Origin of the sequence: Streptomyces sp. NPDC126499 (assembly GCF_040302485.1) — a bacterium.
GTDB lineage: Bacteria > Actinomycetota > Actinomycetes > Streptomycetales > Streptomycetaceae > Streptomyces.
The window spans coordinates 165010-191603 of record NZ_JBEOUO010000005.1; the positions used below are offsets into that span (position 1 = coordinate 165010).

A 26594-nucleotide genomic window follows, 5' to 3' on the forward strand; every position below is an offset into this window, starting at 1 on the left:
GTTTCTAGCGCGGGAAGGGCTTCGACGCCTCGTTGTCGCCGTCGACGCAGGCCTTGATCCGGCGGTCGAGGGCGTCGGCCATGGCCAGGGCCCGGCGGGCCTCCGCCGTGGCGCCGAGGCGCTTCAGCTGGGCGGCCTTGTCGCGGAGCTGGCGGGACTGCTTGCTCATGTCCTCGACGTGGCAGGTGCCCACCTTGCCGGCGGCCTGGGCCGGCGGGGCGGTCACGGTCTGGCCGAGCAGCAGGCCCCCGGCCAGCAGCGTCGTGGCGGCGAGAGCCGTGAGGGTGCGGCGCAGCGGCGTCGCGTTCGTCATGGTGTCACTCCAAGTTCCGGGCAGGGAAACGCCCGTTCAGGTATGGTCAGTACCGATGGGTAACCATAACCCGGAATGATCATGATCCTGGACACCGCTGACGCCGGTCACCAGGTCCTCAACACCTCTCCACAGGCTCTCCCCGAGTGATCCCGTACGCGGCCCGGGGGTCGAGCAGCAGGGCCACGAGCGCCCTTTGGGACTGCCGCAGCGGCACCAGCACCCCGTCACCCTCGTGGCGTACGACGACTCCGTGCAGATCCAGTTCGTCGCCGACCTCCCCGTACTGAGCGTCCGTCAGACGGTAGGCGCACGGCGGGTCGTGAAGGATCTCCGTGGGTTCGGCCGGGTCGTTGTCGGCGCCGCCGAGCAGGATGGGGCCGCGGTCGGCGAAGCCGGTGTGGCGGGCCCGGGCGGTGGCGGCCAGGAGCCGGCCGCCGTGCTCGTCGAGGTAGGCGAAGGCCCCTTGGAGGGCGGCCCGTTGGGTGGCGACCCGGCGCCGGTGGCTCAGGGCCGGGTCGCTGTGTTCGTCCGGTTCGCGGGCGTCCTCGCGGGTCTCGACGAGCAGCCCGACGGCGTGCTTGATGCCGGCGGTGTTGCGCAGGATGCGTTCCTGGCCGTCGCCCGCGACCTGCTTGACGGGCTTGCCGGTGACGGGGTCGGTCCAGATGCCGTAGATGCCGCTGTCGTGGCCGGCGCGTCCGGCGGCGGGCCGCACGTACGCCTCGGAGAGGGTGTGGGACTCGTCGTGGACGCGCGGGTCGGTGTTGAGGTTGCGCGGCCAGAGGGTGAGCAGGTCCTTGTCGTAGTAGTGCGGGGTGGCGCCGTACTCGTGGAGGTCGTAGATCAGCTCGGGCCGCCGGTCACGGACGAGCGCGGCCAGCGCCCGGGCCTCGGCGGTGCGCAGGGCGAGGTGGTCGCGGTTGATGTCGACGCCGTCGCTGTTGCCGCGCGTGTTCGCCTCCCGGCCGTCGGGGTTGGCGGTGGGGACGACGAGGACGGTGGTGCGGGCCAGGAAGGCACGGGTGGTGTGGTCGCGGGCCTGGGCGAGGTCCCGCAGGGTGGTCAGACAGGCTTCGCGGCCCGAGGGCTCGTCACCGTGCTGGGAGCAGATCAGGAGCACGGTGGTCGGGCCCGTACCGACGGTGGCGAGGCGCAGCGGGCGTCCTTGCGCGGTGGTGGCGACCGTGCGGACCGTGAGGCGTGGGCTGCCCCGGTCGAGGGCGGCCAGGAAGTCCGTCTCCTCGGCCTCGGTGGTCCACCGGGCACCGTCGCTGATCTCGAAGCCGGTGCGCGGTGCGGGCGGCGGGGGCGCGCTGCCGACGGCCTCGGTGGGGGCGGCGAGCAGCGGCAGGGCGAGGGCGGCGGCGCCCGCCGCGGCCAGGAGGGCGCGCCGGGGGCTGCGCGGGGTGCGGGTCATCGGGCCTCACCGGGGATCGGGGCGCCGGTGCGCGCGGGCGCGGCGGCGCCGGTCGGGGCGACACGGTGCTGAACGTCCGCGCCGGGCGGAAGGTCACCCGTCGGGCCGGGCCCGGTGGTGGCGCGGTGGAAGGCCGACGGCCCGCCGAGCAGCGGTACGGCGGCCCGCGTGCGGGCCAGGTCGAGGGTGAGGGTGGGCCGGGTCGACGGAGGGTCGAGCAGGTCCTTGTCGGTGCCGGCGACGATCAGGGCGAGCCGGTGGCCCGCGGGGACGACATGGTCGGTGGCGGCGAGGTTCAGGGTGATCGTGTACGCCCGTCCGGGGGTGAGGGGCCGGCCCCGGCGGGGGTCCGCCCAGGTGCCGAGGTCGGCCCAGCCACGGCTGACGACGGTGTGGGCCACGTCCGCGGTGCGGGCCTGCGTCTCCTTGTAGCAGGCGCTGTCGCCGGCGGTGCTCGCTCCCCAGCAGGTGCGTGTGGCAAGGGTGGTGATGCCTTCGCCCGCCGCGTTGTACGCGCGGATGGTGTCGGGGCCGAGGTCGACGAGGACGGCGGTCAGATGCGCGGTCTCGGTGGTCGGCGTGGCGGTGACGGTCACCGTCGAGGCGCCGGAGATCCGCAGGTCGCGGGTGAGGGGCCGGGTGGTGAAGGAGACCTTGGCGGGGGTGGAGCGGTCGGCGTCGGCGGCCCAGTCGAGCTCGTCGAGGGCCGGGTCGTCGGTGAAGGTCTCGGTGCTGCCGGGTGTGGCGGGGGTACGGCCGAGGGTGCCGACTCCGGGGGCGGTGCCGGGCGCGGGGCGGAGCACGGTGGGCGCGGTGCCGCGCGGCGGCCAGCTGCGGTCGGTGGTCCAGCGGTCGGGAGCGCGTTCGATGTCGGCCATCGGTTCGCGGTCGATGCCGTTGTCGTGGCCGAGGAGGTAGTGGTCGAACCAGCGGTGCAGGGTGCGGACCCAGTCGGCACGGCGGAAGTCGAAGGGGTCGACGTGTCCGGTCTGGGAGAGCCAGATCTTGCGCTCGACGCCGTGCGCGGCGAGGGCGTCCCACCAGCGGCCGAAATGGTGGGCGCGGACGTTGAGGTCCTGCTGTCCGTGCACGACGAAGACGCTGGCCCTCACCTTGCCGGCGTCGGGGACGTGGTCGCGCTCGCTCCAGGCCGGGGTCCAGTCGCCGCTGTACGGGGTGGCGGCGGCGATACGTTCCTGCACAGCGCCGCAACGGGCCCTGGCCTCGGGGCTGTTGACGTAGTCCGAGAGCCAGGTCGGGTTGGCGTCGTAGAGCGGGGCGCCCTGGGAGTGGAAGTAGTCGTACCAGGAGGAGATCGCGCCGATCGGGACGATGGTGCGCAGCCCCTCGACGCCGGTGGCGGCGACGCCGTTGGCGACGGTGCCGTCCCAGCTCTTGCCGATCATGCCGACGTCGCCCGTGGACCAGGCGGTGGCGCGGGCGGTCCGGTCTCCGGTGCGGGTCGTGTAGCCGCGGGCGCGGCCGTTCAGCCAGTCGACGACGGCCTTGGCGGACTGGACGTCCGAGCGACCGCCGACGTCGTCGCAGCCGTCGGAGCGGCTGGTGCCGGCGAGGTCGACGGCGACGAAGGCGTAGCCGCGCGGCACGAAGTAGTTGTCGTAGAAGAGCGGGAAGCCGACCGGGTCGCCGTCGGCGTCGTAGGTCTTCCTCTGCCCCTCGTTGCCGCGTCCGCAACAGGCGTAGTAGGGGCTGGCGTCCATGATGACCGGGATCCTGCGGCCGGCCGCGGCGGGCTCGCGGGGGCGGACGATGTCGACGGCGACGCGGTCCGTGCGGCCGTCGGCGTCGCCGTCGAGTCCGGTGTCGACCCAGACGGACTCGCGGACGGCGTCGCCGTAGGAGTACACCGGCCTCGACTCGGGGACCGACGGCGGGCCTGCGGCCCGGGCCCCCTGAGGGCTGATCAGGACCGCGGTGAGAGCGGTGGTGAGGGCGGCCGTCGCGAGGACGGCCAGAGGTCTGCGCGACGAACGGACTCGGCGGGTTCTCCGCCCACGTACCGGCACAGGTATCGGCATGGGGCGGAACGTACTCCGGTCGACTCCCGCGCAAAAGGGTGCCTCCCCGGGCAGTCGGTACGCGTGGTCCACGGCGGCGCGTGTGATGCGCGGCGACGCGCATGGTCCATGGCTGCGCGCGTGATTCATGACTGCGCGCGTGATGCAGGGCCGCGGTCGTGATTCATGTCGGCCGAATGGCGATCATGTGACAGGCGGTGCTCTGGACGTGACGGGGCGTCGCAGGGCTGAATAGGGTCGCTAAGGACCGACGACCACCCGTGCGTCTGACGATTCTTACGACTTGGGGAGCACCTGTGCACCGCAGACTCATCGTCCCGAGCGCCCTCGCGGCCTCCCTGCTGCTGGCGATCCCGGCATCGGCGGCCGACTTCAGCCCGGGCGCGCCGGGCATCGGCGACTCCTACTACCCGGCCAGCGGCAACGGCGGCTACGACGTCTCGCACTACGACCTGCGGCTGAAGTACCAGCCGGCGACGGACCTGTTGGAGGGCACGGCGACGATCCTCGCCACCACCACGCAGAACCTGTCGCGCTTCAACCTGGACCTGGGCCTCAGGGTCGGCGAGGTGCGGGTGAACGGCCGCGTCGCGAAGTTCAAGGCGAGCGGCGACCACGAGCTGGAGGTCACCCCGGCCGTCCCGCTGGAGAAGAACAAGTCCGTGTCGGTCGTGGTCCGTTACGCGGGCAAGCCGTCCGAGCTGAAGATCGGCGGCTGGACCGCCTGGCACCGCACCCCGGACGGCGGCGTCGCCGCCCAGGAGCCGGACTCGGCCGTCTGGTGGTTCCCGTCGAACGACCACCCGCTGGACAAGGCGACCTTCGACGTCTCGGTCCTGGTGCCGGACGGCACCCAGGCGATCAGCAACGGCGTGCTGCAGTCGACGTCCTCGCGGCTCGGCTGGACCCGCTACAACTGGCGCTCCAACAAGCCGCAGGCGACGTACCTCGCCACGCTGGCGGTCGGCAAGTTCGACATCACCACGGACAAGACAGCGGCCGGCCTGCCGGTCCTCAACGCGTACAGCAAGGATCTCGGCGACCACGCGGGCGCGGCGCGCGCGTCGATCGAGCGGACCGTCGAGGTCGCCGAGTGGCTGGAGTCGGTCTTCGGGCCGTACCCCTTCAACTCCCTCGGCGGCTACGTGCCCAACGTGACCAGCGGCTACGCCCTGGAGACGCAGACCCGGCCGTTCTACAGCCCGCGGCAGTTCGCGAACGGCGCGAACGTCTCGGTGGTCGTGCACGAGCTGGCCCACCAGTGGTACGGCGACAGCGTGTCGGTCGCCGACTGGAAGGACATCTGGGTCAACGAGGGCTTCGCCCGCTACAGCCAGTGGCTGTGGTCGGAGAAGGAGGGCGAGGGCACGGCGCAGGAGCTCGCCGACTACGTGTACCGGACGCGGGCGGCGGACGACCCGTTCTGGACCGTGAAGCCGGGCGATCCGGGCGCCGACGACCAGTTCCACATCGCCGTGTACGACCGGGGCGCGCTGGCGCTCCAGGCGCTGCGCAACGAGATAGGCGACGAGGACTTCTTCGCGACCCTCAAGGGCTGGCCGCAGGAGCACGCGTACGGGAACGCCTCGGTGGCCGACTTCGTGACGTACGCGGAGCGGATCTCGGGCAAGCCGCTGGCCGAGCTGTTCGACACCTGGCTGTACCAGCCGGTGAAGCCGTCCGCTCCGACGGCGGCGGAGGCCGGGGTCGCGGCGGCACCGGGCGCGCGGACGGCGGGTCCGGCGGGCTCGGCGGATCGGGCGGGTTCGGGGGCGGCCGTGAAGCCGGTGAAGCCGGTGCAGCCGAAGTCGTGGAAGAAGATCGCGGAGACGAACACGATCCACGACCACGAGGGTCACGGAGGCCGCGGAGGCCACGAGATCCACGGCGGCGCCCGCGGGCCGGAGACCGGGCACGGGTCGGAGGCCGGGCACGGACAGGGGTCCGAGGACGGGCACGGACACGGGTCGGAGGACGGGCACGGCGGCGCGCGCTGACGCGCGCTGACGGGCCGGGTGGCGCCCCCGGACCCCGCTCGGGCGGTCCGGGGGCGCCGCCCCGTCAGCGGGCGGTGTCCGCGCGGCGGGCGCGCCATTCAGGGGCGAGGACCGCCCACAGTTGCTGGTCGCGGCGGACCCCGTCGTAGAGCCAGGCCTCGCGCCGTACCCCTTCGAGGGTCATGCCGAGCCGCTCGGCCACCGCGGCGCTGCGGTCGTTGTCGGCCCGGCAGAGCCATTCGGCACGGTGCAGCCCGCGCTCGACGAGGGCCCAGTCGAGGAGGGCCTCGCAGGCGCCGGTGACGAGACCGTGCCCCTCGCCGGCGGGTTCCAGCCAGCAGCCGAGCTCACAGGTGCCCGCGGCGGCGTCGAAGGCGGTGAACATGACGCCGCCGACCAGCGTCCCCTTCCGCCAGATCCCGTAGAGCCGCCCGCCGTCGGCGGCCCGGCGCTCGCCGTAGCGGACGAGAGTCCCGCGGGCCCCTTCGAGGTCGGTGGTGACGAAACCCTGCCCGACCCACGGCCGGATGTGCTCGCGGGCCCGGTCCAGATGGGCGGCGAACTCCTCGGCGTGCCAGGTCTCGAGCGGCCGGAGCTCTGCGTCGTCCCGCAGCGGGAGGGAAAACATGGGGACCCCATTCACACAACAGGCGTTATGACTATTACCGTAGCAGCATGCCACGTACCAAGGGCGACCACGAGGCCCGGCGCCGCGATGTGTCCGAGGCGGTCTGGCGCGTGCTCGCCGCGCACGGGTTCGACGGCCTCACGCTGCGCGCCGTCGCTGCGGAACTGGGCGCCACCACCGGCCTGTTGACCCACTACTTTCCGGCCAAACGCGACCTGCTGGCCCATGCCCTCGACCTGCTCGACGAGCGCACCGCCGCCCGCCCGCGCCGCTCCGCCGGACAGGGCCTCGCCGCCGTGCGGGCCGCCCTGCTCGACATACTGCCGCTCACCGCCGAGGCCACGGCGAGCAACCGCGTCTGGGTCTCCTCCTGGGACACCGCGCTCGCGGACCCCGCCCTGAGCGAGGGCCACGCCGGCCGGTACGCGCGCAGCCGGGTCCGGCTCGGCGAACTGATCGCGACGGCCCAGGAACTCGGCGAACTGCCGCCCGGCGACCCGGCCCGCCTCGCGGCCGGCGCGCAGGCCTTCACCCTCGGCCTGGTGGTCCAGGCACTCTTCGACCCCGCCGCCTTCCCGCCCGAGCACCAGGTCGCGCTCGTCGACGACTACCTGACGTCCCTGGCGGGCGGGCCGTCGGAGAGCGGGCCGACGCGCAGCGAGCCGCCGTTGTCATAGCCCTCGCATAGGGTCGCGCTCATGTGGGAGGGGCACGAGCGACACCAGACACCGCAGGGGCACCAGGCACCGCAGGGGCACCAGGCACAGCAGGAGCTCCAGGAGCACCGGCAGCACCACCACATCGACGCGGTCGACTGGTCGGCGCTCCGGCACGCGTACGGTCCGGCGGACGACGTCCCCGGTTTGCTGCGCGCGGCCGGATCGCCGGACGAGGAGGTCCGTGCCGCGGCGATGGAGGAGCTGAACTCGGCTCTGTGCCACCAGGGTTCCGTCTACTCGGCGACGGCCGCCGCAGTGCCGTTCCTGGCGCGGCTCGCCGCCGACGGGCCGGGGCACCGGCTGTCCCTGCTGTGGCTGCTGCACGCGGCGGCCGTCGGGAGCGGGCGGGAGTACCGGGAGGTACGCAGGGCGGTGGCGGCGGCGCTGCCGGGGCTGCTGGGCCTCGCGGAGGACGGGGACGCGGATGTCCGGCGGGCGGTGGTGTGGCTGGTCGCGGCGGGCGGGGAGGCGTCGTTGCCGCTGCTGCCGCTGCTGCGGGCCCGTCTCGACGCGGAGGACCACGCCGACGTACGGGCCGATCTGGTCACCGCCCTCGGGCTGCTCGACGTGTCGCCGGGTCCCCGGGACGACCGCAACCGGGCCCTGCTCGCCACGGCGCCCGAGCCGGAGGTGCGCAGGGCCGCCGCGACGGATCTGCTGCGGACCGCGGCCCTGCCGCTGCCGGGCCCGCTGGTGGAGGCGGCGCTCGACGCGTACGAGGCGGCTCCCCGAGACGACGTCCCCGACTACTGGCCGGACGCGTACCGGCCGCTGACCGACCGGCTGATGGACGACCCGGACGCGGCGCTGCGGGCGGTGGCGCGCGGGCTGCCGCTGGCCTGGGAGCTCACCGAGACCTGGCGGGACCGGGAGCGGGACGTGCTGCCGTGGCTCGGCGCCGCGGCCGAGGACGCGGAGGACCTGTGCGGGGTGGCTCGGGTGGGCGCCGCCCTGGACGACGGCGCGCCCGCGCCCTGGCTGGAGCCGCCGCTGCGGTCGCCCGATCCGGCGGTGCGGACGGCCGCGACCCTGGCGGCGGTACGGCTCCGGGTGCCGGGAGCGCTCGATCTGGTCCTGCGTCTGATGGACGAACTGCCGGAGGCGGCCGCGTCCTTGCGTCTCGGGCCCCTGTCCGCGCCGGGTGCGGTGGTGACGGCCGCGGTCGAGGTGTTCGGCGCGGCGGCCGAACCGGTGGCCCGGCGCGTTGCCGCCCGGCCGTGCGCGGCCTGGCTGCCCGCGCTGCTGCCCTTCCCCGAGCTCGCCGCCGCCTGCCGGGACGACCTCGTCCGCCTGCTGCCCGCCTCGGCGCCGGTCCTGGTCGCGCTGGGCGGAGCCGCGGGACCCGCCGGACCCGCTGCCGAGCGGGCCTTGCGGGTACGGGCCGAGGCCGGTGACCTGGAGTGCGCGACGGCGCTCGGCCGGCTCACGAGCGACGCCGGGCCCGCCGTCGCGGCCGTACGGGCGGAGCCGGACGCCCTGGCCCGCCGGATCGGGGCCGTACGGGTGGCGAACGCGCTCGGACCGGCCGCGCTCGACCTGCTCCCGCTGGTCGAGGAACGGCTGCGGGCGCCGAGCCGCGAGGCCCGGGCGGACGCCGCCGGCGCGGTCTGGCGCCTCACGGGCCGCGTCGCCGACACCGCCCCCGTGGTCGCGGCGGCCCTCGCACGCCCCGGCGACCCGCACCAGCCCCATGTCGCCGCGCTGCGAACCCTGCTCGCGATGGGAGTCCTTCCGCCCTCCGCCCTTCCCGACGTGCGGCACATCGCCTGCTCCCCGCGCCGCCTCGTCTCCGGCTTCCCCTGCGACGGCTCACCCCACCCGGACCTGGAGGCGAGACGGCTCGCCCGCGAACTGCTGGCGAGGGCAATGGGCTTCGGGGGCGGGACCGGGGTCGGGGCTGGGGTCGGGCAGGCAGGTGGCGTCGCGTGACGGTGGGGGCATGGTGCTGTTCCCCAGCGAGCCGGCCCGGGGAGCGCGGACGGGACGGGCACGACGTGCCGCTCACCGTCCCTCCCTTCTTCGACCTGATGCCGGACCTGCCGACTGCCTTCGACGCGCCGGACCGGCTGGGGCACGAGCCGGCGTGGCCCGCGGCCCGGTCCGGGGCGCGCCGTTCGAGCCCGTCCCACCGCACCTCCCGCCGCGGCCGGTTCCGCCGCCCCCGGCCCGTAATCCGTCCGGCCGGTCCCGCCTTTCGTGTCCCTCGTGCGGCGGCGGGCGTTTCCCTCGTATGAACGCTCTCTTCCCCGCCGGCTTCCGCTGGGGCTCCGCCACCGCCGCGTACCAGATCGAGGGCGCGGCGGCCGAGGACGGCCGTACGCCCTCGATCTGGGACACCTTCAGCCGTACGCCGGGCCGGGTCCGCAACGGCGACACCGGTGACATCGCCACCGACCACTACCACCGGACGCGCGAGGACGTCGCGCTGATGAAGGAGCTCGGGCTCACCGACTACCGCTTCTCGCTCTCCTGGTCGCGCGTTCTGCCCGGCGGCCGGCGGCCCGCCTCGCAGAAGGGGCTCGACTTCTACCGGGGCCTCGTCGACGAGCTGCTCGACGCCGGCATCCGGCCGGTCGCCACCCTCTACCACTGGGACCTTCCGCAGGAGTTCGAGGAGCGGGGCGGGTGGCCGGAGCGGGCGACGGCCGAGCGGTTCGCCGAGTACGCGGCGGTCGCGGCCGACGCGCTCGGTGACCGGGTCGCCACCTGGACCACGCTCAACGAACCGTGGTGTGCGGCCTTCCTCGGGTACGGCGCCGGGGTGCACGCCCCGGGGCGGACCGACGACCGGGCGGCGCTGCGGGCCGCGCACCACCTCAACCTGGCGCACGGTCTGGCCGTACAGGCGCTGCGCGCGGTACTGCCCTCGCCCGCCGAACTGTCACTGACCCTGAATCTGCACGCGCTCCGGCCGTACCGGGACACACCGGAGGACCGGGACGCGGTCCGCAGGGTCGACGCCGTCGGGAACCGGATCTTCCTGGAGCCGGTGTTCCACGGGCGGCTGCCGGACGACCTGGTGGCCGACACGGCGGGGATCACGGACTGGTCCTTCGTGCACGACGGCGACCTGGAGGCCGTCTCCACCCCGATCGACGTCCTGGGCGTCAACTACTACTGTCCCGCCGTGGTCGCCGCCGGGACCTCCGAGACGCCCTCGCCCTGGGCCGGCACCGCCGGGCACGTGCGCTTCCCGCACGTCCCGGGCCCGCGCACCGCGATGGACTGGCCGGTGGACGCGAACGGGCTCCACGAGCTGCTCGTGCGGCTGCGGGACGAGCTGCCGCACGTACCGCTGCTGATCACGGAGAACGGCGCCGCGTACGACGACTACGCCGACCCGGAGGGCGACGTCCACGACCCCGAGCGCATCGCGTACCTCCGCGCCCACCTGGCGGCGGCGCACCGGGCGATCGCCGACGGGGTGGACCTGCGCGGCTACTTCCTCTGGTCGCTGCTCGACAACTTCGAGTGGGCGTACGGCTACGGCAAGCGCTTCGGGATCGTCCACGTGGACTTCCCGACGGGCCGCCGTACGCCGAAGGACAGTGCCCGCTGGTACGCGGACGTCATCGCCCGCAACGGGCTGCCGCCGCGCTGACCCGGGCCGCCCGGCGGGCCCGCCGGGCGAGCGGGAGGTAGCGCAGTCGCTCGGGGAGCACGGGCACCACGGTCCGTGCGACCCGGGCGAAGCGGCGCAGCCGCCGCTCCTGGTCCTCGGTCCACTCCAGGCCGAGGGCGGCGCGGGCGTCAGGGGGCATGAGCCCGACGGTGAGGAAGGCGCGGGCCCGCAGGAACGGGCGTCGGAGCAGCGGCCACAGCGCCTTGAGGACGAGCCGTACGGGCAGCGGGCCCCGGTCCGGGGCGGGCACCGGCACATCGGTGGCGACCAGCTCGCGGACGACGGCGGTGGCCTCCAGCTCCTCGTCGAGGACGCGGCGGTAGTACGGCCAGAACTCCTCGATCGTCTGGGGCATGTCCCGGTCGTGGATGCCGAGCACCCGGCCGACCTGGAGCCACTCGGCGTAGAGCTGCCGTTCCTGGGCGTCGGTGAGGGGGCGGAAGAGGTAGCGCAGACCGTGGTGGTAGACGGGGAAGCCGGTGGCGTGGACCCAGGCGTAGTTGGCGGGGGTGAGGGCGTGGTAGCGGCGGCCGCGGGTGTCGGTGCCCTGGATGTCCTTGTGGAGCGCGCGGAGCCTGCGGCCCTCCTCGGCGGCCGCCTCGCCGCCGTAGATCCACAGCTGGAGCGAGAGCAGGGAACGCTCGCCGCGGCCCCAGGGGTCGGTGCGGAAGACGGAGTGGTCGTCGACTCCGGCGCCGACGGCGGGGTGGGCGACCTGGAGGGTGAGGGCGGCGGGCAGCATCAGCAGGGCCCGGACGTCTCCGGCGAGGGTCCACAGGGCGCCCCCGACGGGCGGCGGCACGGGCTCTCCGCGCCGCACCGCGGCCGTCCGTGAGGGGTGCGACCCGGGCTGCCCCTGCCGCCCCGGCCGCCCGGAGCCGGCGGACCCGGGGCTCTGGTCGGCCGGGGCCGGGTCGGACGGCGTCGTGTCGTTCGGGGCCGCGTGCGTCCGGGCCTCGTCGATCCCCGCCGGGTCGGACGGCGTCGAGCCGGTCGGAGCCTCGTCGGTCCGCCCGGGGTCGGTCCGCACCGGGTCGGACGGCGTCGAGCCGGTCCGGGCCGGGCCGGGCGGCGGAGTGTCGGGGGCCGGGGGCTGCGGGCGGGGCATCGGAGGCTTCTTCCTCACACGGTCGTCTCTGTCTCAGGCTGCCGGGGCAGGGCGCGGCGGGCAAGGCGCGGGCGGTGGCACCGGGCCGGTCGCGGATACGACGCGGGGCCGCGGCCCGGGCGTGGTGGCCCGGGGCGCGGCCCCGTACGGGTGGGTGCGCGACGCGTCAGGAGCGCTCGGCGCCGACCGGCTCGCCGACGATACGGCCGGCCAGGGCACGGGCCCAGGCGTCGACGTCACCGGCGAGCTCACGCTCGGCGGCCTCGCGCTCGACGGCGATCTGCGCGTGGCCGGCGGCGAGGATGGCCTCGCGCTCGCGGACGCCCTCGGCGCGGGCGGCGGCGATGGCCGCGGAGCCCTCCTCGGTGGCCTGGGCGCGGATGCGGGCGGCGTCGTGACGGGCCTCGGCGAGCTCGGCCTCGTACTGGGCGCGGATGGCGGCGGCCTCGGAGCGCAGGTCGTCGGCACGCTCGGTGCCGCCGTCGATGGCGTCCTCACGCTCGGCGAGCGTGCGGTTGATCTTCGGCAGGATTCCCTTGGCCAGGATCAGGAAGGTGAGGCCGAAGAGAACGGCACCCAGGATGAGCTCGGCCCAGACGGGGTTGAGCGGGCCCAGGTCAATCGGGAAGATCTGCGAGTTCTGCGCGAGGGTCATGCGCGCATCCTACCTGGTCGCAATGCTCGCAATTCAGGCAGACGGCGGGCCGCGGCCGGAGAGTTGGCGCGTTTGTGCGAGCCGCGCAAGATTCGCGGCATCCAATGGCTACCGGAAGGTAACCACGACTGATTTGATGTGCGGCGCCCGGTCCAACCCCCCACTCTTCCCTGGGAGTTCACAGTGCCGTTCGCCGCGCTCCGCCGCATCCCCGGCGCAGCCCTCTCCGTCGCGCTCGCCGCCGCCACCCTGACCGCGACCGCGCCCGCCGCCTCGGCCGCCGAATCCGGGGCCACCGCGACCCCGGCGCTGAAGGTGCTTTCCTATAACGTGTTCTTGTTCTCCAAGAGCCTCTACCCGAACTGGGGCCAGGACCACCGGGCCGCCGCGATCCCCCAGACGCCCTTCTTCCAGGGCAACGACGTCGTCGTGCTCCAGGAGGCCTTCGACAACGCCGCCTCCGACGCCCTGAAGGCGAAGGCGGCGGCGCAGTACCCGTACCAGACGCCGATCGTCGGCCGCTCGACCTCGGGCTGGGACGCCACGGGCGGCGCGTACTCGGCCACGACGCCAGAGGACGGCGGCGTGACGCTGCTGAGCAAGTGGCCGATCGTGCGCAAGGAGCAGTACGTCTACAAGGACGCCTGCGGTGCGGACTGGTACTCGAACAAGGGCTTCGTCTACGCCGTCCTCAACGTGGGCGGCACCAAGGTTCACGTGGTGGGCACGCACGCCCAGTCGACCGACCCGGGCTGCTCGGCGGGCGAGGCGGCGCAGATGCGCAGCCGGCAGTTCAAGAACATCGACGCCTTCCTGGACGCCAAGAACATCCCGGCGGGCGAGCAGGTGATCGTCACGGGCGACCTGAACGTGGACTCCCGCACCCCCGAGTACGCGACCATGCTCGCCGACGCCGGCCTGGTCGGCGCGGACGCCCGCACCGGTCACCCCTACTCCTTCGACACGGAGCAGAACTCGATCGCCCGCGACCGCTACCCGGACGACCCGCGCGAGGACCTCGACTACGTCCTCTTCCGCGCCGGCCACGCCCGCCCGGCGAACTGGACGAACCACGTGGTCCTGGAACAGAGCGCGCCGTGGACCGTCTCCAGCTGGGGCACCCGGTACACGTACACCAACCTGTCGGACCACTACCCGGTCGTGGGCAGCGCCTAGAAGAAAGCGCGGGCGGCGGCCGCCGGCACGGCGCCCGCGGCCGAGGTCGGCGCGGCCTCGCCCGGCCACGCGAAGCTCAGCACGAACGCGCCCCCTCCCGCGCCACAGCGCGGGGAGGGGCGCATTCGCCACGTCTGGGGTCAGCCGGACGCAGGGAACGAGCCAGGGTGCGCCCGACGGACGGGGTGGCCGTCGGGATCTTCACTGAGCCAGGAGCCGTCCCCCAGGGGCTCCAGCTCGTACGGATGGCTCACCTCGACGATGATCTCGCCGTTCAGCGTGCCCGTGCGCACGTCGACCAGGTGGTAGCGGAACCACTCCTCCTCGTCCTGGCCCTCACCACCCAGGGCGACGATGGCCAGGTCCGGGCTCAGGTAGCCCCCGCTCCACTCCACGAACGACTCCTCCGGGTCGTATCCGAAGGCTTCGACGGGCAGGGTGAAGAGTGCGTCCCCGCTGGGGTGACGGTGGAAAGCGACGTCATTCTGCCCATGGTCGACCGTCATGAACTGCTGCCCATCCGGCGACAGGCCGATCATGCAGCGGTCCCACCAGGGATAGGTGACGAACTCCGGCTCGCCGTCCGCCCCGGCCGTCACCCTGCAGATGACGGAGCCGTCCTGCCCCTCCCCGATGTTGAGGTAGATGCTGCCGTCCACCGGGTGCACATACTGGAAGGCGCCGTGCCCGGACGTCTCCAGCTCCCGGCGGCCCAGGACCACTCCGCTGTCGGCGTCGTGCATGACCCACTGGTCTCCGCCTCCGCGTCCCGCCATCGCATCCGGCCTGTAGACCCACACGCTCCGGCCGTCCAGGGACAGCGCACAGCCGGGCCGGTGGCCATGGGGTCGGTCCGAGTACGGCTCGAGGTTCGCCGTCCACGCCACATCACCGGAACGCGTCAGGCACACGACGCTGTTGAGCGTCGTGTACACGACTCGCTCCAGATCGGGCCAGGCCGCCGACGCCACGACCTCGTCCCCTGCCCGTGGCCGAAAGATCGCGACAGGCTCCAGCGTGCCGAGCGCGCAGGAGTCCAACCCGTACGCGTAGATCGCCCCGTCCCGGTTGCGCGTGATTACGTCCGAAGGCCGCACAGCACTCATGCGCCGAGGCTAACGGCCGTCTCACTCGGCCCAACGGGTGGGATGGGCGTCCCCACGAAAGGCGAACGACCGCATCCGGGCCGGCGCGGCGAACGAGACTCCGCGCGCGTCGCGCCTCCGCTCGTCGTTCAGGGCAGTGGAGCCCAGGGGTCTTCGCCGTACGGTTCGGGCTCTTCCGGGTGGAGCATGCGGCGGACGCAGCGCAGAAGTCCCGGCTCGCCGCCTCCGGCGGCCGTCATCCAGGGCAGGGTGTCCATGGCACGGGGCGCATTCGTCGGTGGCCAGGGCGCCGACGGTTGCGTGCAGGGCGGCGGGGGCGGGTTCGTCGGTGAGGCAGAGCCAGCCGATCGCGGCGGCCAGACGGACTTCCGGAGCCTGTTTCCGGTCCTGCCACAGTTCGTGGAGCCACGCAGTGGTCCGCGGGTGCGGATGGACACGGGTCGTCTCCGCGGTGGCGAAAATCAAGGCGGCCCGGGCCATGGGGTCTTGCTCCTCGGCGAGCCGGGTGGCGAAGGCGTTTCGGCCGTGCGGCCGGGGTCGGCGGCGGTGGCGAGGGCGTAGGAGGCGTCGATGCGAATAGTGGGGTCGGGGTCGTCGAGGAGGGCCAGGGGCACGGGGGTTTCGGCGGTGATCGCAGCTCGGGCGGCGGCCACCGACCAGCCCGCCGGGTAGCCGGTCACCTCGACGCCGTAGTCGTCGTAGTCGTCGTAGTCGTCGAAGGTGGCGTGCTCGGGGCCGGAGCGGTGGAGGAGGAGCTCGTCGCGGGAGGCGACCCCGAAGTGGCGGGCGCGGGCCGGGGCCGAGAGGACGCCGAGGGCGTTGGCGCGGTGTGGGTGGTGGAGGTCGGTGGCGAGCCGGATCAGAAACGGTACGGCGAGAGCTGCGGCGGCCCGGCTGTCGTCGGCGCACAGGGCGATCAACACGCCCATTGCGTCCCGTGCAGGCTCGCCGCCGGTACACAGCAGGCGAACGGCCTCTCGGGCCTTCTCTCCATCAGGGAAGTTTCCCCAGGGAAGGTCGTCGAGGAAGGCTCCGTGAAGGGCATCGGGACGAACAGTGGCCACCACAGCCCGACGTCGAACGGGCCTCCCGTGAACGAGGCCAGGTCCACCCCGTCCGCCAGAGCCCGGCACATCGCGAATGTCGGGTCGCTCCGCCACTCGCTCACACCGCACCACCCCACCCCACCGTCGACTCTACAGAGATTCGATCATGCTCGATCCCGTCGAGGCGAAGGGCCCCTGGCATCCACATGAAATCCGCCCGACCACAATCCTCCGGAATTGACCGATTCCCTCAACGTGTGAATCTGCCGGAGGGCACAGAATTACTCGGTCCGCAAATCCAAAAGAGGACATAAAGTCGACCCAGCCGCAATAGCACGGGAAAGAAAATCTGAAATTGACAGCGTCGTGTCACCTGCTTATCGTCCAGGCGGTCAGGTTCCCGCCGATCGATATCCGAAGGTGTTCATGTCCGCGCCTCCGACGTTGCCGAAGTTCCGGCAGCGACTGATTCTTGCCGTTCTCATGGTGTGTTCGCTGCTGATCTGGCTGGACAACACCGTCCTGAGTACGGCACTGGAGACCCTTGCCGACCCGGTTCGTGGACTGGGGGCCGATCCCGGTCAGCTGCAATGGGCCACCGGTGCCTACACGCTGGTCTTCGCGACGCTGATGTTCACCGCGGGCGCGTTGGGCGACCGGTTCGGTCACCGGACCGTGTTCTCCGGTGGGCTGGTGGTCTTCGCCGCGTCTTCGCTGTGGGCGGCGTACGCCGGCGACGCGGGTCAGCTGATTGCGGCCCGAGCCGTGATGGGGGTGGGCAGCGCGCTGATCACGCCCGCCATGATGGCCATTCTCATGTGGACCTTCACCGGCCCCGCCCGGGCCGCCGCGATCGGTGTCTTCTCCACGTCGGCCGGGGTGGGAATGGCCGCCGGGCCGGTGCTGGCGGGGTTTCTGCTCGATCATTTCTGGTGGGGCTCGGTTTTCCTGGTCAATGTCCCGGTCGCGGCATCGGCACTGGTCGGGCTCGCCGTGCTGGTTCCGAATTTCCGCAGCCCCACGCGGCGGCCGCTGGATCCCGCCGGAATGCTGCTGTCGATCAGCGGGCTCGTGGCGTTGGCCTACGGGCTGATCCGGGCGGGGCAGGTCGCCGCGTGGAGTCGTACCGACGTCTGGGCGCCGATCGTCGTCGGACTGGTCCTGCTGGCCGTCTTCGTGTGCGTCGAGCTGCGCGTCAAGGTGCCCGGCTTTGATCCGCGACTGTTCAGGCGACGCGCGTTCGCCGGCGGCAATGCGGCGCTCGGACTGCTGCTCTTCGGCGTGGCCGCCATCACCTTCTACAGCGCCTTCTACCTGCAAGGCGCGCTCGGATACTCGCCGATGGAGGCGGGTCTGGCCAATCTCCCGACCGCGTTCGGCGCGCTCGCGGGAGCGCCCCTCGCCACGCGCCTGGTTCGCCGCCTGTCGCTGCGTGTCGTCACCGTTCCGGCGCTCGCCGTGGCCGCGCTGACCATGGGCGGGTACGGGTTCCTCGGACTCCAGACTCCACTCGTCTGGATCGAGGCCCTGTTGTTGGTACAAGGTCTCTCGGTCGGCATGGTCATCGGCCCCGTCACGGCCGCACTGATCGGCAGTCTGCCGTTGGAACAGGCCGGTTCGGGATCGGCCGTCACCAACACCGTGCGGCAGACCGGCAGCGTGATCGGCATCGCGGTGGGCGGCACGATCATGTCGATCATGTATCGGCGTGCGATCGAGCCTTCGCTGGGGGCTGTGCCCGGTCCGGTGCGGGAGCAGGCCCGCGTTTCCGCCGAACAGGCCCGCCACGTCGCCGCCGCCCTCCACCGGCCCGCTCTCGCCCAGGCCGCCGACGACGCGTTCATCCGCGCCATGCACGCCGGCGCGGGCTGGATCGCGGTCATCGCGCTCCTCGGAGCGGCCGTACTGCTGGCCACCCTGCCCCCGGCCGGAAAGCCGAAGAACCACCCGCTACCGGAGCCGGACCACGAAGAGGCCCGAAGCACCGCCTGAGAGCATGATGCCGTCCGGCCGCCCACACCGAGATCGTCCGTCTTTCAGCACACGGACCAGACCCTGAAGTCCTTGTCATCCGACGGGAATGGGGTGCCGTACGCCGCCGCGATGTCGTCCCGGTCGAGGAAGACCCCGGCGTCGGTCGGGGGCTGGGCGGGTGCTCAGCTGCTCTTGTACATCGTCACCGAGATGGTCTGCTTCGTGCCGTCGTGGAAGTCGGTGCGGTCCCATACCGAGATGTGTGACCTGTCCTTCATCCGCAGATGCAGCACCTCGTTGGCGTTGCTCCAGTTGTAATAGAAGAACCGGAAGTTCGGTTCGGGGCTGTCGCCCATCCTCCGGGTCCCCCAGCTGCAGATGCGCGACTTGTCGTGCTCGCAGACGGACCAGGCCCTGGCGTAGAGGCGGCAGTCCTCTCCCTGCCAGATGTCGATGCGCTTCAGCCTGGGGTCGGACGAGCGCCATTTTCCGTTGAAACGGTCAGCGGAGCAGAGGGCGGCCGCGTCTTTCGACGAGGTGACCGTCATCACGGCCGAGAGGCCGAGCGTCAGGGCAACCGTCACGAGCAGCGCCATGATCTGGCGCAGGGGGCGGCCGACAGCAGAGGCGTGGGACATGGCGAACCTCCCCGTGGCGAGGCAGCACGGGTTGCCCGGTGAGCCCACCGGACCAGATCTGCGGGTGACTGCGACGGAGACCTTGCTGCGGCTTCCGGCCGAGACCGTCGACCCCCCTCGCCCTGCCAGCGCCACGTTTCAGGCGGGTGAGTGCCGTTTTCCCCCACCTCCTCCAGACCAGCACTGCCGCATCGTGATCGCAATCCGGAACCCCGTCCCCCTCTTGCATTTCACGCACCACCCTCAATGCCGCATGGAATGCAAGGTGGACGGGCAACGAACGCAACGGCCGGAGGGGAAGCCCGAGGGCTGCGCAGTCATCGACCGGAGCCGGCTGTCCACCCCCAGGCCCGCGTCCTAGTGCGCGTTGCCGAAGACGCTGTACGCCCACAGGGCCACGACCCCGCCCACGCACAGCAGCACCACCCACGACCCGATGCCCGTGTGGCGGCCCTTGCGCGGGCGGGCCGCCTTGGGTGCCTTGGGCGGGCGTGCGGAGCGGGCGGGACTGGTCGCGCGGGCGGGGCGGGCGCTCGCCGTGGACGGGGCCGCGTCGGCGGCGGTCTCGGCGAGCAGGCGGCGGCAGACCGCGGCCAGTTCGGTGGTGCCGGCGGTCAGGTCCACCACGGCCTCCAGGCGGGCGGGCGCGGTCGTCCCGCCGTCCAGGATCCGGCCGGCGCGGACCAGCGCCTGGTCCTTGCCGCCGGTCGGCGACAGGCTGATCCAGCGCCGCACGTGCTCCCCCCGGATCACCACCCCGCCGCCCCGCTCGCGGTAGACGGTGTGCTCCCGCCACAGGACCCCGGCCAACTCCGTGGCCGTCTCCCTGAGTTGCGCCTGCATGGCCCTCCCCTGTCATGCCCCTGAATTCGAACAGGCGCATGACTCTAGCGCCCGCCGCACCGCCCCTTCGAACGAGGCCCCCCGACCGGAGCGCCCACCCGCGCCCCGCCCGGTCCGCTACGCCCCGAAGTCGTACACGGTGACCGCTATCCCCCGCGCCGACAGACGCCCGGCTATCAGCGGCTCGACCCGGGACCACCGCCCACCCGCGAGCCCGCAGCCGATCCGGGGCATGTGCACGGACGCCCCGAGCTCGACCGCCCGCTCGGCGAGCAGCCCGAGGGCCGCGTCGATCGCCTCGTACCGCACCGGCACTCCGCTGCCGCGCCCCGTCCGTATCCCGCGCTGGCCCACCAGGTTGGCCACCCACACAGAGGGCTCCACCTGGACGAACTGGGCCGCGCCGAGCCCGAAGTCGTTCCTCGCGCGCTCGCGGTGCCAGCGGCGGTAGGCCGCCTCGGGCTCCGGCCAGCGCCGCGAGACGGCGAGGACGAAGCCCTTGCCCCAGCCGCCCAGGTCGTTGCAGACGTGCGCCACGATCTTGACGCCCTTGCCGCGCGGCGCGGTGGCGTCCCCCCGTACGTACTCGATCACGGTCATGGCACCACCGTACGAGCCGCCACTGACAACGGCCGAAGCCTTTTACATGCCTGGTGAGACAGCAATACTGTTGCACCATGGACCAGGCGAGCGACGAGCACCAGGGCGGGGAGGGGGCCGCCGCCGCGCCCACCTATACGGTCGACGAGCTGGCCGCCCGGGCCGGGGTGACCGTGCGGACGGTGCGGTTCTACGGGACGCGCGGCCTGTTGCCGCCGCCCGTGATCGGCCCCCGGCGGGTCGGGCGCTACGGCCCGGAGCACCTGTCCCGGCTCGCCCTCATCGAGGAGCTGCAGCGCCAGGGCATGACGCTCGCCGCGATCGAACGGTACCTGGGGCAGCTGCCGCCCGACCTCAGCGCCCGGGACCTGGCGGTCCACCGGGCCCTGGTGGCCTCCTGGGCGCCGGAGTCCGCCGAGGAGATCACCCGGCAGGAGCTCGAGCGGCGGGCGGGGCGGGCGCTGGCCGACCGGGACGTGGACCGACTGGCCGCCATGGGCGTGCTGGACAAGGGGCCCGATCCGGATGTCTTCCGGCTGGACGCGGCCCTGCTGCGCCTCGGGGTGGAGCTCCTGGACGTACCTATCGAGCACGAGACGATCCTGGCCTCCCGGACCGTCCTGCTGGAGCACGCCCGCGCCGCCGCCGAGGAGCTGGCCCGGCTCTTCCAGGAGCAGGTGTGGAACCCGTACCGGGAGAGCGGCGAGGACCCGGACCACCTGGCGGCGATGAAGTCGCTCTCGGCGCACATGCAGCCGATGGTGATCCAGGCCCTCGTCACGGCCTTCCAGCGGTCCCTCAGCGAGGAGCTGAGGAGCGCCTTCCGGACTACCGGGCGTCCGTGAAGACCTCGCCCCGCTCGGCCTTCTCGATCAGCAGGGCCGGCGGGTTGAACCGCTCGCCGTAGGTGGCCGCCAGCTCGCGCGCCCGCTCCACGAAGCCGGCCGCACCGCCCTCGTAACCGTTGATGTACTGGAGCACGCCACCGGTCCAGGCCGGGAAGCCGATGCCCAGGATGGAGCCGATGTTGGCGTCGGCGACGGAGGTCAGGACGCCCTCCTCCAGGAGCCGCACGGTGTCGAGGGCCTCCGCGAAGAGCATCCGCTCCTGCATGTCCCGGAACGGGATGTCCACCTCCGGCTTGGTGAAGTGCTCGCGCAGCCCGGGCCAGAGCTTCCCGCGCTTGCCGTCCTCGCCGTACTCGTAGAAGCCGGCGCCGCCGCTGCGGCCGGGGCGGCCGAACTCGTCGACCATGCGGTCGATGACGATCTCGCCGGGGTGGGTGACCCAGGTGCCGCCGGCCGCCTCGACCGCCTTCTTCGTCTCGTTGCGGATCTTGCGGGGCAGGGTGAGGGTCAGCTCGTCCATGAGGGAGAGGACCTTCGCCGGGTAGCCGGCCTGGGCCGCGGCCTGCTCGACGGACGCGGGCTCGGCGCCCTCGCCGACCATGGCGACGCCCTCGTTGATGAAGTGGCCGATCACCCGGGAGGTGAAGAAGCCGCGCGAGTCGTTGACGACGATGGGCGTCTTGTTGATCTGGCGGACCAGGTCGAAGGCGCGGGCCAGGGCCGTCTCGCCGGTGCGCTCGCCCTTGATGATCTCCACGAGCGGCATCTTGTCGACCGGCGAGAAGAAGTGCAGGCCGATGAAGTCGGTCTGCCGCTCGACGCCCTCGGCGAGGACGGTGATGGGAAGGGTGGAGGTGTTGGAGCACAGCAGCGCGTCGGGCTCGACGACGTGCTGGATCTCCTGGAACACCTTGTGCTTGAGCGCGGTGTCCTCGAAGACCGCCTCGATGACGGCGTCGCAGCCGGCGAGGTCGGCGACATCGGCGGTCGGGGTGATGCGGGCGAGGAGGGCGTCGGCCTTCTCCTTTGTGGTGCGGCCCTTGGCGACGGCCTTGGCGCAGAGCTTCTCGGAGTAGCCCTTGCCCTTGGCGGCCGCTTCGGCGCTGACGTCCTTGAGGACGACCTCGATGCCGGCGCGGGCGCAGGAGTACGCGATGCCGGCGCCCATCATGCCCGCGCCGAGGACGGCGACCTTGCGGACCGTACGGGGCTCGATGCCCTGCGGGCGGTTGGCGCCGGAGTTGACGGCCTGGAGGTCGAAGAAGAACGCCTGGATCATGTTCTTCGCGGTCTGGCCGGTGACCAGCTCCGTGAAGTAGCGGCTCTCGATGGTGAGCGCGGTCTGGAAGTCGACCTGGGAGCCCTCGACGGCCGCCGCCATGATGTTGCGCGGGGCGGGGTAGGGCGCGCCGTTGAGCTGCTTGCGCAGGTTGGCGGGGAAGGCCGGCAGGTTGGCGGCGAAGCGCGGGTTGGACGGGGTGCCGCCGGGGATCTTGTAGCCGGGGACGTCCCAGGGCTGCTGCGACTCGGGGTGGGCGTCGATGAAGGCGCGGGCCTTGGCGAGCATCTCTTCGGGGGTGGCGGCCAGCTCGTGCACGAGGCCGTTCTCCAGGGCGCGCTTGGGGTTGTACTGGGTGCCCTGGAGGAGCACCTTGAGCAGGGCGTCGGTGATGCCCATGAGGCGTACGGTGCGGGTGACGCCGCCGCCGCCGGGGAGCAGGCCCAGGGTGACCTCGGGGAGGCCGATCTTGGAGCCGGGGGCGTCGAGGGCGATGCGGTGGTGGGAGGCGAGGGCGATCTCGTAGCCGCCGCCGAGCGCGGCGCCGTTGATCGCGGCGACGACCGGCTTGCCGAGGGTCTCGATGCGGCGCAGCGCGTTCTTCATCTCCATGGCGGCGTCGAAGATCGCCCGGGCGTCCTCGGGGCCGGCCTTGATCATGTCCTTGAGGTCGCCGCCGGCGAAGAAGGTCTTCTTCGCGGAGGTGTAGATGATGCCGCGGATGGAGTCCTTCTCGGCCTCCGCGCGCTCGGCGATCGCGGTGATGGAGGCCCGGAAGGCCTGGTTCATGGTGTTGGCGGACTGGTCCGGGTCGTCGAGGACGAGGGTGACGACACCGGTCTCGTCCCGCTCCCAGCGGATGGTGGTGCTCTCGCTCATGACTGCTGCTTCTCCGTAAGGGGGTTCGGACGGGCGGTCAGACGCGCTCGACGATCGTGGCGATGCCCATGCCGCCGCCGACGCAGAGGGTGGCGAGGCCGTAGCGCTTGTCCTGGCGCTCCAGTTCGTCCACGAGGGTGCCGAGGATCATGGCGCCGGTGGCGCCGAGCGGGTGGCCGAGCGCGATGGCGCCGCCGTTGACGTTGACCTTGTCGAGGGAGACGCCCATGTCCTTGACGAAGCGCAGGACGACGGCGGCGAAGGCCTCGTTGATCTCGATGAGGTCGATGTCGTCGATGGTGAGACCGGCCTTGGCGAGCGCCTTGCGGGCGGCCGGGGCGGGTCCGGTGAGCATGATGGTCGGCTCGGAGCCGGAGACGGCGGCGGCGACGATCCGGGCGCGCGGGGTCAGCCCGTAGCGCTCGCCGACCTCCTTGGAGCCGATGGCGACGAGGGAGGCGCCGTCGACGATGCCGGAGGAGTTGCCGGCGTGGTGGACGTGGTCGATCTCCTCGATCCAGTGGTACTTCTGCAGCGCCACCGCGTCGAAGCCGCCGAGCTCGCCGATGTCGGCGAAGGAGGGCTTCAGCTTGGCGAGGGAGTCGGCGGTGGTGCCGGGGCGCAGGTGCTCGTCGTGGTCGAGGACGGTGAGGCCGGCGCGGTCCTTGACGGGGACGACGGAGCGGTCGAAGCGGCCGTCCTTCCAGGCCGTGGCGGCGCGCTCCTGGGAGAGGGCGGCGTACTCGTCGACGTCGCGGCGGGTGAAGCCCTCGATGGTGGCGATGAGGTCGGCGCCGATGCCCTGGGGGACGAAGTTGGTCTCCAGGTTGGTCATCGGGTCGGCGAACCAGGCGCCGCCGTCGGAGGCCATGGGCACGCGGGACATGGATTCCACGCCGCCGGCGAGGACCAGGTCCTCCCAGCCGGAGCGGACCTTCATCGCGGCCATGTTGACGGCTTCGAGGCCGGAGGCGCAGAAGCGGTTCTCCTGCACTCCGGCGACGGTGTCGGGCAGGCCGGCGGCGATGGCGGCGATACGGGCGATGTCGGAGCCCTGGTCGCCGACGGGGCCGACGACGCCGAGGACGATGTCGTCGACGGCGGCGGGGTCGAGGCCGGGGAAGCGGGAGCGGATCTCGTGGATGAGGCCGACGACGAGGTCGATGGGCTTGGTGCCGTGCAGGGCCCCGTTGGCCTTGCCGCGGCCGCGCGGGGTGCGGATCGCGTCGTAGACGTACGCTTCGGTGGTCACGGGTGTTGCCTTTCGGGCGAGTGGGGCGGTCTCGGGATCAGGCGAGCAGGGAGCGGCCGATGATCTCCTTCATGATCTCGGTCGTCCCGCCGTAGATGGTCTGGATCCGGCCGTCGGTGAAGGCCCTGGCGACCGGGAATTCGCTCATGTAGCCGTATCCGCCGTGCAGTTGCAGGCAGCGGTCGGCGGTCCGCTTCTGCAGTTCGGTGGACCACCACTTGGCCATGGAGGCGTGCACGGCGTCGAGGCCGCCGTTCGCGTGTTCCTCGACGCAGCGGTCGACGAAGGTGCGGGTCACGGCGCACTCGGTGGCCAGCTCGGCGATCTCGAAGCGGACGTGCTGGAGCCGGGCGAGCGGCCGGCCGAAGGCCTCGCGCTCCTTGACGTAGGCGGTGGTGAGCTCCAGGAGGTGTTCGGCGCCGGCGATGGCGGCGACGGCGATGGCGAGCCGCTCCTGGGCGAGGTTGGTCATGAGGTGGACGAAGGCGCCGTTGAGCTCGCCGAGCAGGTTCTCCTTGGGGACGCGGACGTCGTGGAAGAAGAGCTCGGCGGTGTCCTGGGACTTCTGGCCGATCTTGTCGAGGTTGCGGCCGCGTTCGAAGCCTTCCATGCCGCGTTCGACGACGAGGAGGGAGAGTCCGTGGGCGCCGCCCTCGGGGCTGGTCTTGGCGACGACGATGACGAGGTCGGCGAGGATTCCGTTGGAGATGAAGGTCTTGGAGCCGTTGAGGATCCAGTGGTCGCCGTGGTCCTCGGTGCTGGTGCGGATGGCCTGGAGGTCGGAGCCGGCGCCGGGTTCGGTCATGGCGATGGCGGTGACGGTCTCGCCGCTGCAGAAGCCGGGCAGCCAGCGGCGCTTCTGTTCCTCGGTGGCCAGCGAGGTGAGGTAGGGGCCGATGATGTCGTTGTGCAGGCCGATGGCGAGGCCGGGGGTGCCGGCCCGGGTGAACTCCTCGGCGAGGACGGCGCTGTAGCGGAAGTCGGGGTTTCCGCCGCCGCCGTACTCCTCGTCGACGGCGAGGCCGAGCAGGCCCTGCCGTCCGGCGGCCCGCCAGACCTCGCGGGAGACGATGCCGTCCTTCTCCCAGCTCTCGTAGTGGGGCAGCACCTCCTTGGCGAGGAAGGTGCGGACGGTCTCGCGGAAGGCCTCGTGGTCGGCGGTGTAGAGCTGGCGCTTCATGCGGAGGTCTCCTTGGCGGCGTCATCGGGGCGAAGGGAGGGGACGGCCCAGTCGCGGGCCACGTCGGCGGTGTCGGCGCCGGGCAGGGCGGGCCCGGTGCGGAGAGCGCCCGGGGTCACGGAGAAGCGGGGTGCGGGCGCCGGCTGGACGAGTCCGCCGTGCTCGACGAAGGTGCCGCGGGCGGCGAGGTGCGGATGGGAGGGGGCCTCGCGCAGCGACAGGACGGGGGCCACGCAGGCGTCGGTGCCCTCGAAGACCGCCGTCCACTCTTCTCGCGTACGGGTCCGGAAGCGCTCGGCGACGGCGGCGCGCAGCTCGCCCCAGCGCCCGAGGTCGTGGCGGGCCGCGGCGACGTCCTCGATGCCGAGGAGGCGGGCGAACTCGTCGTAGAAGCGCTGTTCCAGGGCGCCGACGGCCATGTATCCGCCGTCGGAGGTGGCGTAGGTGCCGTAGAAGGGGCAGCCGCCGTCGAGCAGGTTGACGCCGCGCCGGTCCTGCCAGCCGCCCGCGGCGAGCATGCCGTGGATCATGGTGGCGAGGTGGGCGGTGCCGTCGACGATGGCGGCGTCGACGACCTGGCCCTCGCCGTGCGTGCGCGCGTGCTGGAGGGCGGCGAGGACGCCGATGACGAGGTAGAGGGAGCCGCCCGCGTAGTCGCCGACCAGGTTGGCGGGGACGGTGGGCGGCCCGTCGGGGTCGGGGCCGATCATGCCGAGGGTGCCGGTGACGGCGATGTAGCCGATGTCGTGCCCGGCGGTGCGGGCGAGCGGTCCGCTCTGGCCCCAGCCGGTCATCCGCCCGTAGACCAGGCGCGGGTTGCGGGCGAGGCAGGTGTCGGGGCCGACGCCGAGGCGTTCGGCGACGCCGGGGCGGTAGCCCTCGATCAGGACGTCGGCGCGTGCGACCAGGTCGAGCACGGTGCCGGGGCCGTCGTCGGTCTTGAGGTCGACGAGGACGGAGCGCTTGTTGCGGTTGGTGAGGTCGCGGGCGGGGTCGATGCCGAGTCCGGGGCCGCCGGGCCGGTCGACGCGGACGACGTCGGCGCCGAGGTCGGCGAGCAGCATCGCGGCGAAGGGTCCGGGGCCGATGCCGGCGAGTTCGACCACGCGGACGCCGGCGAGCGGGCCGCCGGCGGGCTGGTGCGGTGTGGTCATCGAGCCCCCTGAGATGGGTGTGCGGTGCGTCCGCGCCGGGTGTGACAGTGATGATGTAACACCGGAGATGCTAGGAACGTGTTCCACTCGGCACAAGCCCCCGGGCCGAGCAAGCGCT

The 26594-nt window shown here is 72.6% G+C and carries 22 protein-coding genes; 7 read left to right on the forward strand and 15 right to left on the reverse strand.

Annotated features, from left to right (window positions below; genetic code table 11):
* Positions 1-4: 4 nt before the first annotated feature.
* From ABTZ91_RS09275 to ABTZ91_RS09285, 3 genes are all read right to left on the reverse strand, one after another.
* Positions 5-313 (reverse strand): hypothetical protein, encoded by a 309-nt coding sequence (locus tag ABTZ91_RS09275; RefSeq protein WP_352076518.1) that lies wholly within the window; start codon positions 311-313, stop codon positions 5-7.
* Between the two features lie 118 nt (positions 314-431).
* Positions 432-1733 carry a M14 family metallocarboxypeptidase gene (locus tag ABTZ91_RS09280; RefSeq protein WP_352076519.1) on the reverse strand — a complete coding sequence of 434 codons (1302 nt, stop codon included), beginning with the start codon at positions 1731-1733 and terminating at the stop codon, positions 432-434.
* Positions 1730-3772: a Xaa-Pro dipeptidyl-peptidase gene (locus ABTZ91_RS09285; protein ID WP_407077922.1), complete on the reverse strand. Its 2043-nt coding sequence runs from the start codon at positions 3770-3772 to the stop codon at positions 1730-1732. Before ABTZ91_RS09285 ends, ABTZ91_RS09280 begins: the two co-directional genes overlap by 4 nt.
* 296 nt (positions 3773-4068) lie before the next feature.
* Here ABTZ91_RS09285 and ABTZ91_RS09290 point away from each other — a divergent pair, with 296 nt between their 5' ends.
* A complete protein-coding gene (locus tag ABTZ91_RS09290) occupies positions 4069-5769 on the forward strand; it encodes a M1 family metallopeptidase (RefSeq protein WP_352076520.1) in 1701 nt (566 codons plus the stop codon).
* 64 nt (positions 5770-5833) lie between these two features.
* Here ABTZ91_RS09290 and ABTZ91_RS09295 read toward each other — a convergent pair whose 3' ends face one another.
* A complete protein-coding gene (locus tag ABTZ91_RS09295; RefSeq protein WP_352076521.1) occupies positions 5834-6397 on the reverse strand; it encodes a GNAT family protein in 564 nt (187 codons plus the stop codon).
* Positions 6398-6444: 47 nt separating this feature from the next.
* On the opposite strand from ABTZ91_RS09295, the gene ABTZ91_RS09300 reads away from it, so the two are divergent.
* From ABTZ91_RS09300 to ABTZ91_RS09310, 3 genes are all read left to right on the forward strand, one after another.
* The gene (locus ABTZ91_RS09300; protein WP_352076522.1) at positions 6445-7074 is read left to right on the forward strand and encodes a TetR/AcrR family transcriptional regulator; all 630 of its coding nucleotides are present in this window, start codon (positions 6445-6447) and stop codon (positions 7072-7074) included.
* A gap of 21 nt (positions 7075-7095) precedes the next feature.
* Entirely contained in the window at positions 7096-9045 is a 1950-nt protein-coding gene (locus ABTZ91_RS09305; protein WP_352076523.1) for a hypothetical protein, read from the forward strand.
* A 301-nt stretch (positions 9046-9346) separates the two neighbouring features.
* On the forward strand, positions 9347-10717 hold the full coding sequence (locus tag ABTZ91_RS09310; protein WP_352076524.1) for a GH1 family beta-glucosidase: 1371 nt from the start codon (positions 9347-9349) through the stop codon (positions 10715-10717).
* On the opposite strand, the gene ABTZ91_RS09315 is transcribed toward ABTZ91_RS09310, so the two are convergent.
* Both ABTZ91_RS09315 and ABTZ91_RS09320 read right to left on the reverse strand, forming a co-directional pair.
* Complete coding sequence (locus tag ABTZ91_RS09315) at positions 10686-11558, reverse strand: oxygenase MpaB family protein (RefSeq protein ID WP_352076696.1); 873 nt, start codon at positions 11556-11558, stop codon at positions 10686-10688. The two genes, ABTZ91_RS09310 and ABTZ91_RS09315, sit on opposite strands and share 32 nt — an antisense overlap.
* 454 nt (positions 11559-12012) lie before the next feature.
* Positions 12013-12501 (reverse strand): hypothetical protein, encoded by a 489-nt coding sequence (locus ABTZ91_RS09320; RefSeq protein WP_352076525.1) that lies wholly within the window; start codon positions 12499-12501, stop codon positions 12013-12015.
* A 183-nt stretch (positions 12502-12684) separates the two neighbouring features.
* Here ABTZ91_RS09320 and sph point away from each other — a divergent pair, with 183 nt between their 5' ends.
* A complete protein-coding gene (gene sph, locus ABTZ91_RS09325; protein ID WP_352076526.1) occupies positions 12685-13677 on the forward strand; it encodes a sphingomyelin phosphodiesterase in 993 nt (330 codons plus the stop codon).
* A 140-nt stretch (positions 13678-13817) separates the two neighbouring features.
* Here the strand turns inward: sph and ABTZ91_RS09330 are convergent, their stop codons facing one another.
* Both ABTZ91_RS09330 and ABTZ91_RS09335 read right to left on the reverse strand, forming a co-directional pair.
* A complete protein-coding gene (locus ABTZ91_RS09330) occupies positions 13818-14783 on the reverse strand; it encodes a hypothetical protein (RefSeq protein ID WP_352076527.1) in 966 nt (321 codons plus the stop codon).
* 461 nt (positions 14784-15244) lie between these two features.
* Positions 15245-15706 carry a hypothetical protein gene (locus tag ABTZ91_RS09335; protein WP_352076528.1) on the reverse strand — a complete coding sequence of 154 codons (462 nt, stop codon included), beginning with the start codon at positions 15704-15706 and terminating at the stop codon, positions 15245-15247.
* Between the two features lie 549 nt (positions 15707-16255).
* Here ABTZ91_RS09335 and ABTZ91_RS09340 point away from each other — a divergent pair.
* Positions 16256-17821, forward strand: coding sequence for an MFS transporter (locus ABTZ91_RS09340; protein WP_352076529.1), 1566 nt, complete (start codon positions 16256-16258; stop codon positions 17819-17821).
* 164 nt (positions 17822-17985) lie between these two features.
* Here ABTZ91_RS09340 and ABTZ91_RS09345 read toward each other — a convergent pair whose 3' ends face one another.
* From ABTZ91_RS09345 to ABTZ91_RS09355, 3 genes are all read right to left on the reverse strand, one after another.
* Complete coding sequence (locus tag ABTZ91_RS09345; protein WP_352076530.1) at positions 17986-18441, reverse strand: hypothetical protein; 456 nt, start codon at positions 18439-18441, stop codon at positions 17986-17988.
* A 357-nt stretch (positions 18442-18798) separates the two neighbouring features.
* On the reverse strand, positions 18799-19284 hold the full coding sequence (locus tag ABTZ91_RS09350; protein ID WP_352076531.1) for a hypothetical protein: 486 nt from the start codon (positions 19282-19284) through the stop codon (positions 18799-18801).
* A 117-nt stretch (positions 19285-19401) separates the two neighbouring features.
* Positions 19402-19884 (reverse strand): macro domain-containing protein, encoded by a 483-nt coding sequence (locus tag ABTZ91_RS09355; protein WP_352076532.1) that lies wholly within the window; start codon positions 19882-19884, stop codon positions 19402-19404.
* Positions 19885-19961: 77 nt separating this feature from the next.
* Between ABTZ91_RS09355 and ABTZ91_RS09360 the strand changes: the two genes are divergently transcribed.
* Positions 19962-20729, forward strand: a complete 768-nt coding sequence (locus ABTZ91_RS09360; RefSeq protein WP_352076533.1) for a MerR family transcriptional regulator — start codon at positions 19962-19964, stop codon at positions 20727-20729.
* Here the strand turns inward: ABTZ91_RS09360 and ABTZ91_RS09365 are convergent.
* Genes ABTZ91_RS09365 through ABTZ91_RS09380 form a run of 4 tightly spaced genes read right to left on the reverse strand, consistent with a single transcriptional unit; the run spans position 20713 to position 26476 of the window.
* Positions 20713-22890 (reverse strand): 3-hydroxyacyl-CoA dehydrogenase NAD-binding domain-containing protein, encoded by a 2178-nt coding sequence (locus ABTZ91_RS09365; RefSeq protein ID WP_352076534.1) that lies wholly within the window; start codon positions 22888-22890, stop codon positions 20713-20715. The two genes, ABTZ91_RS09360 and ABTZ91_RS09365, sit on opposite strands and share 17 nt — an antisense overlap.
* 37 nt (positions 22891-22927) lie before the next feature.
* The gene (locus ABTZ91_RS09370; RefSeq protein ID WP_352076535.1) at positions 22928-24142 is read right to left on the reverse strand and encodes an acetyl-CoA C-acetyltransferase; all 1215 of its coding nucleotides are present in this window, start codon (positions 24140-24142) and stop codon (positions 22928-22930) included.
* Positions 24143-24179: 37 nt separating this feature from the next.
* Positions 24180-25322: an acyl-CoA dehydrogenase family protein gene (locus tag ABTZ91_RS09375; protein WP_352076536.1), complete on the reverse strand. Its 1143-nt coding sequence runs from the start codon at positions 25320-25322 to the stop codon at positions 24180-24182.
* Positions 25319-26476 carry a CaiB/BaiF CoA-transferase family protein gene (locus ABTZ91_RS09380; protein ID WP_352076537.1) on the reverse strand — a complete coding sequence of 386 codons (1158 nt, stop codon included), beginning with the start codon at positions 26474-26476 and terminating at the stop codon, positions 25319-25321. The genes ABTZ91_RS09375 and ABTZ91_RS09380 overlap by 4 nt, the downstream gene beginning before the upstream one ends.
* Between the last annotated feature and the right edge of the window lie 118 nt (positions 26477-26594).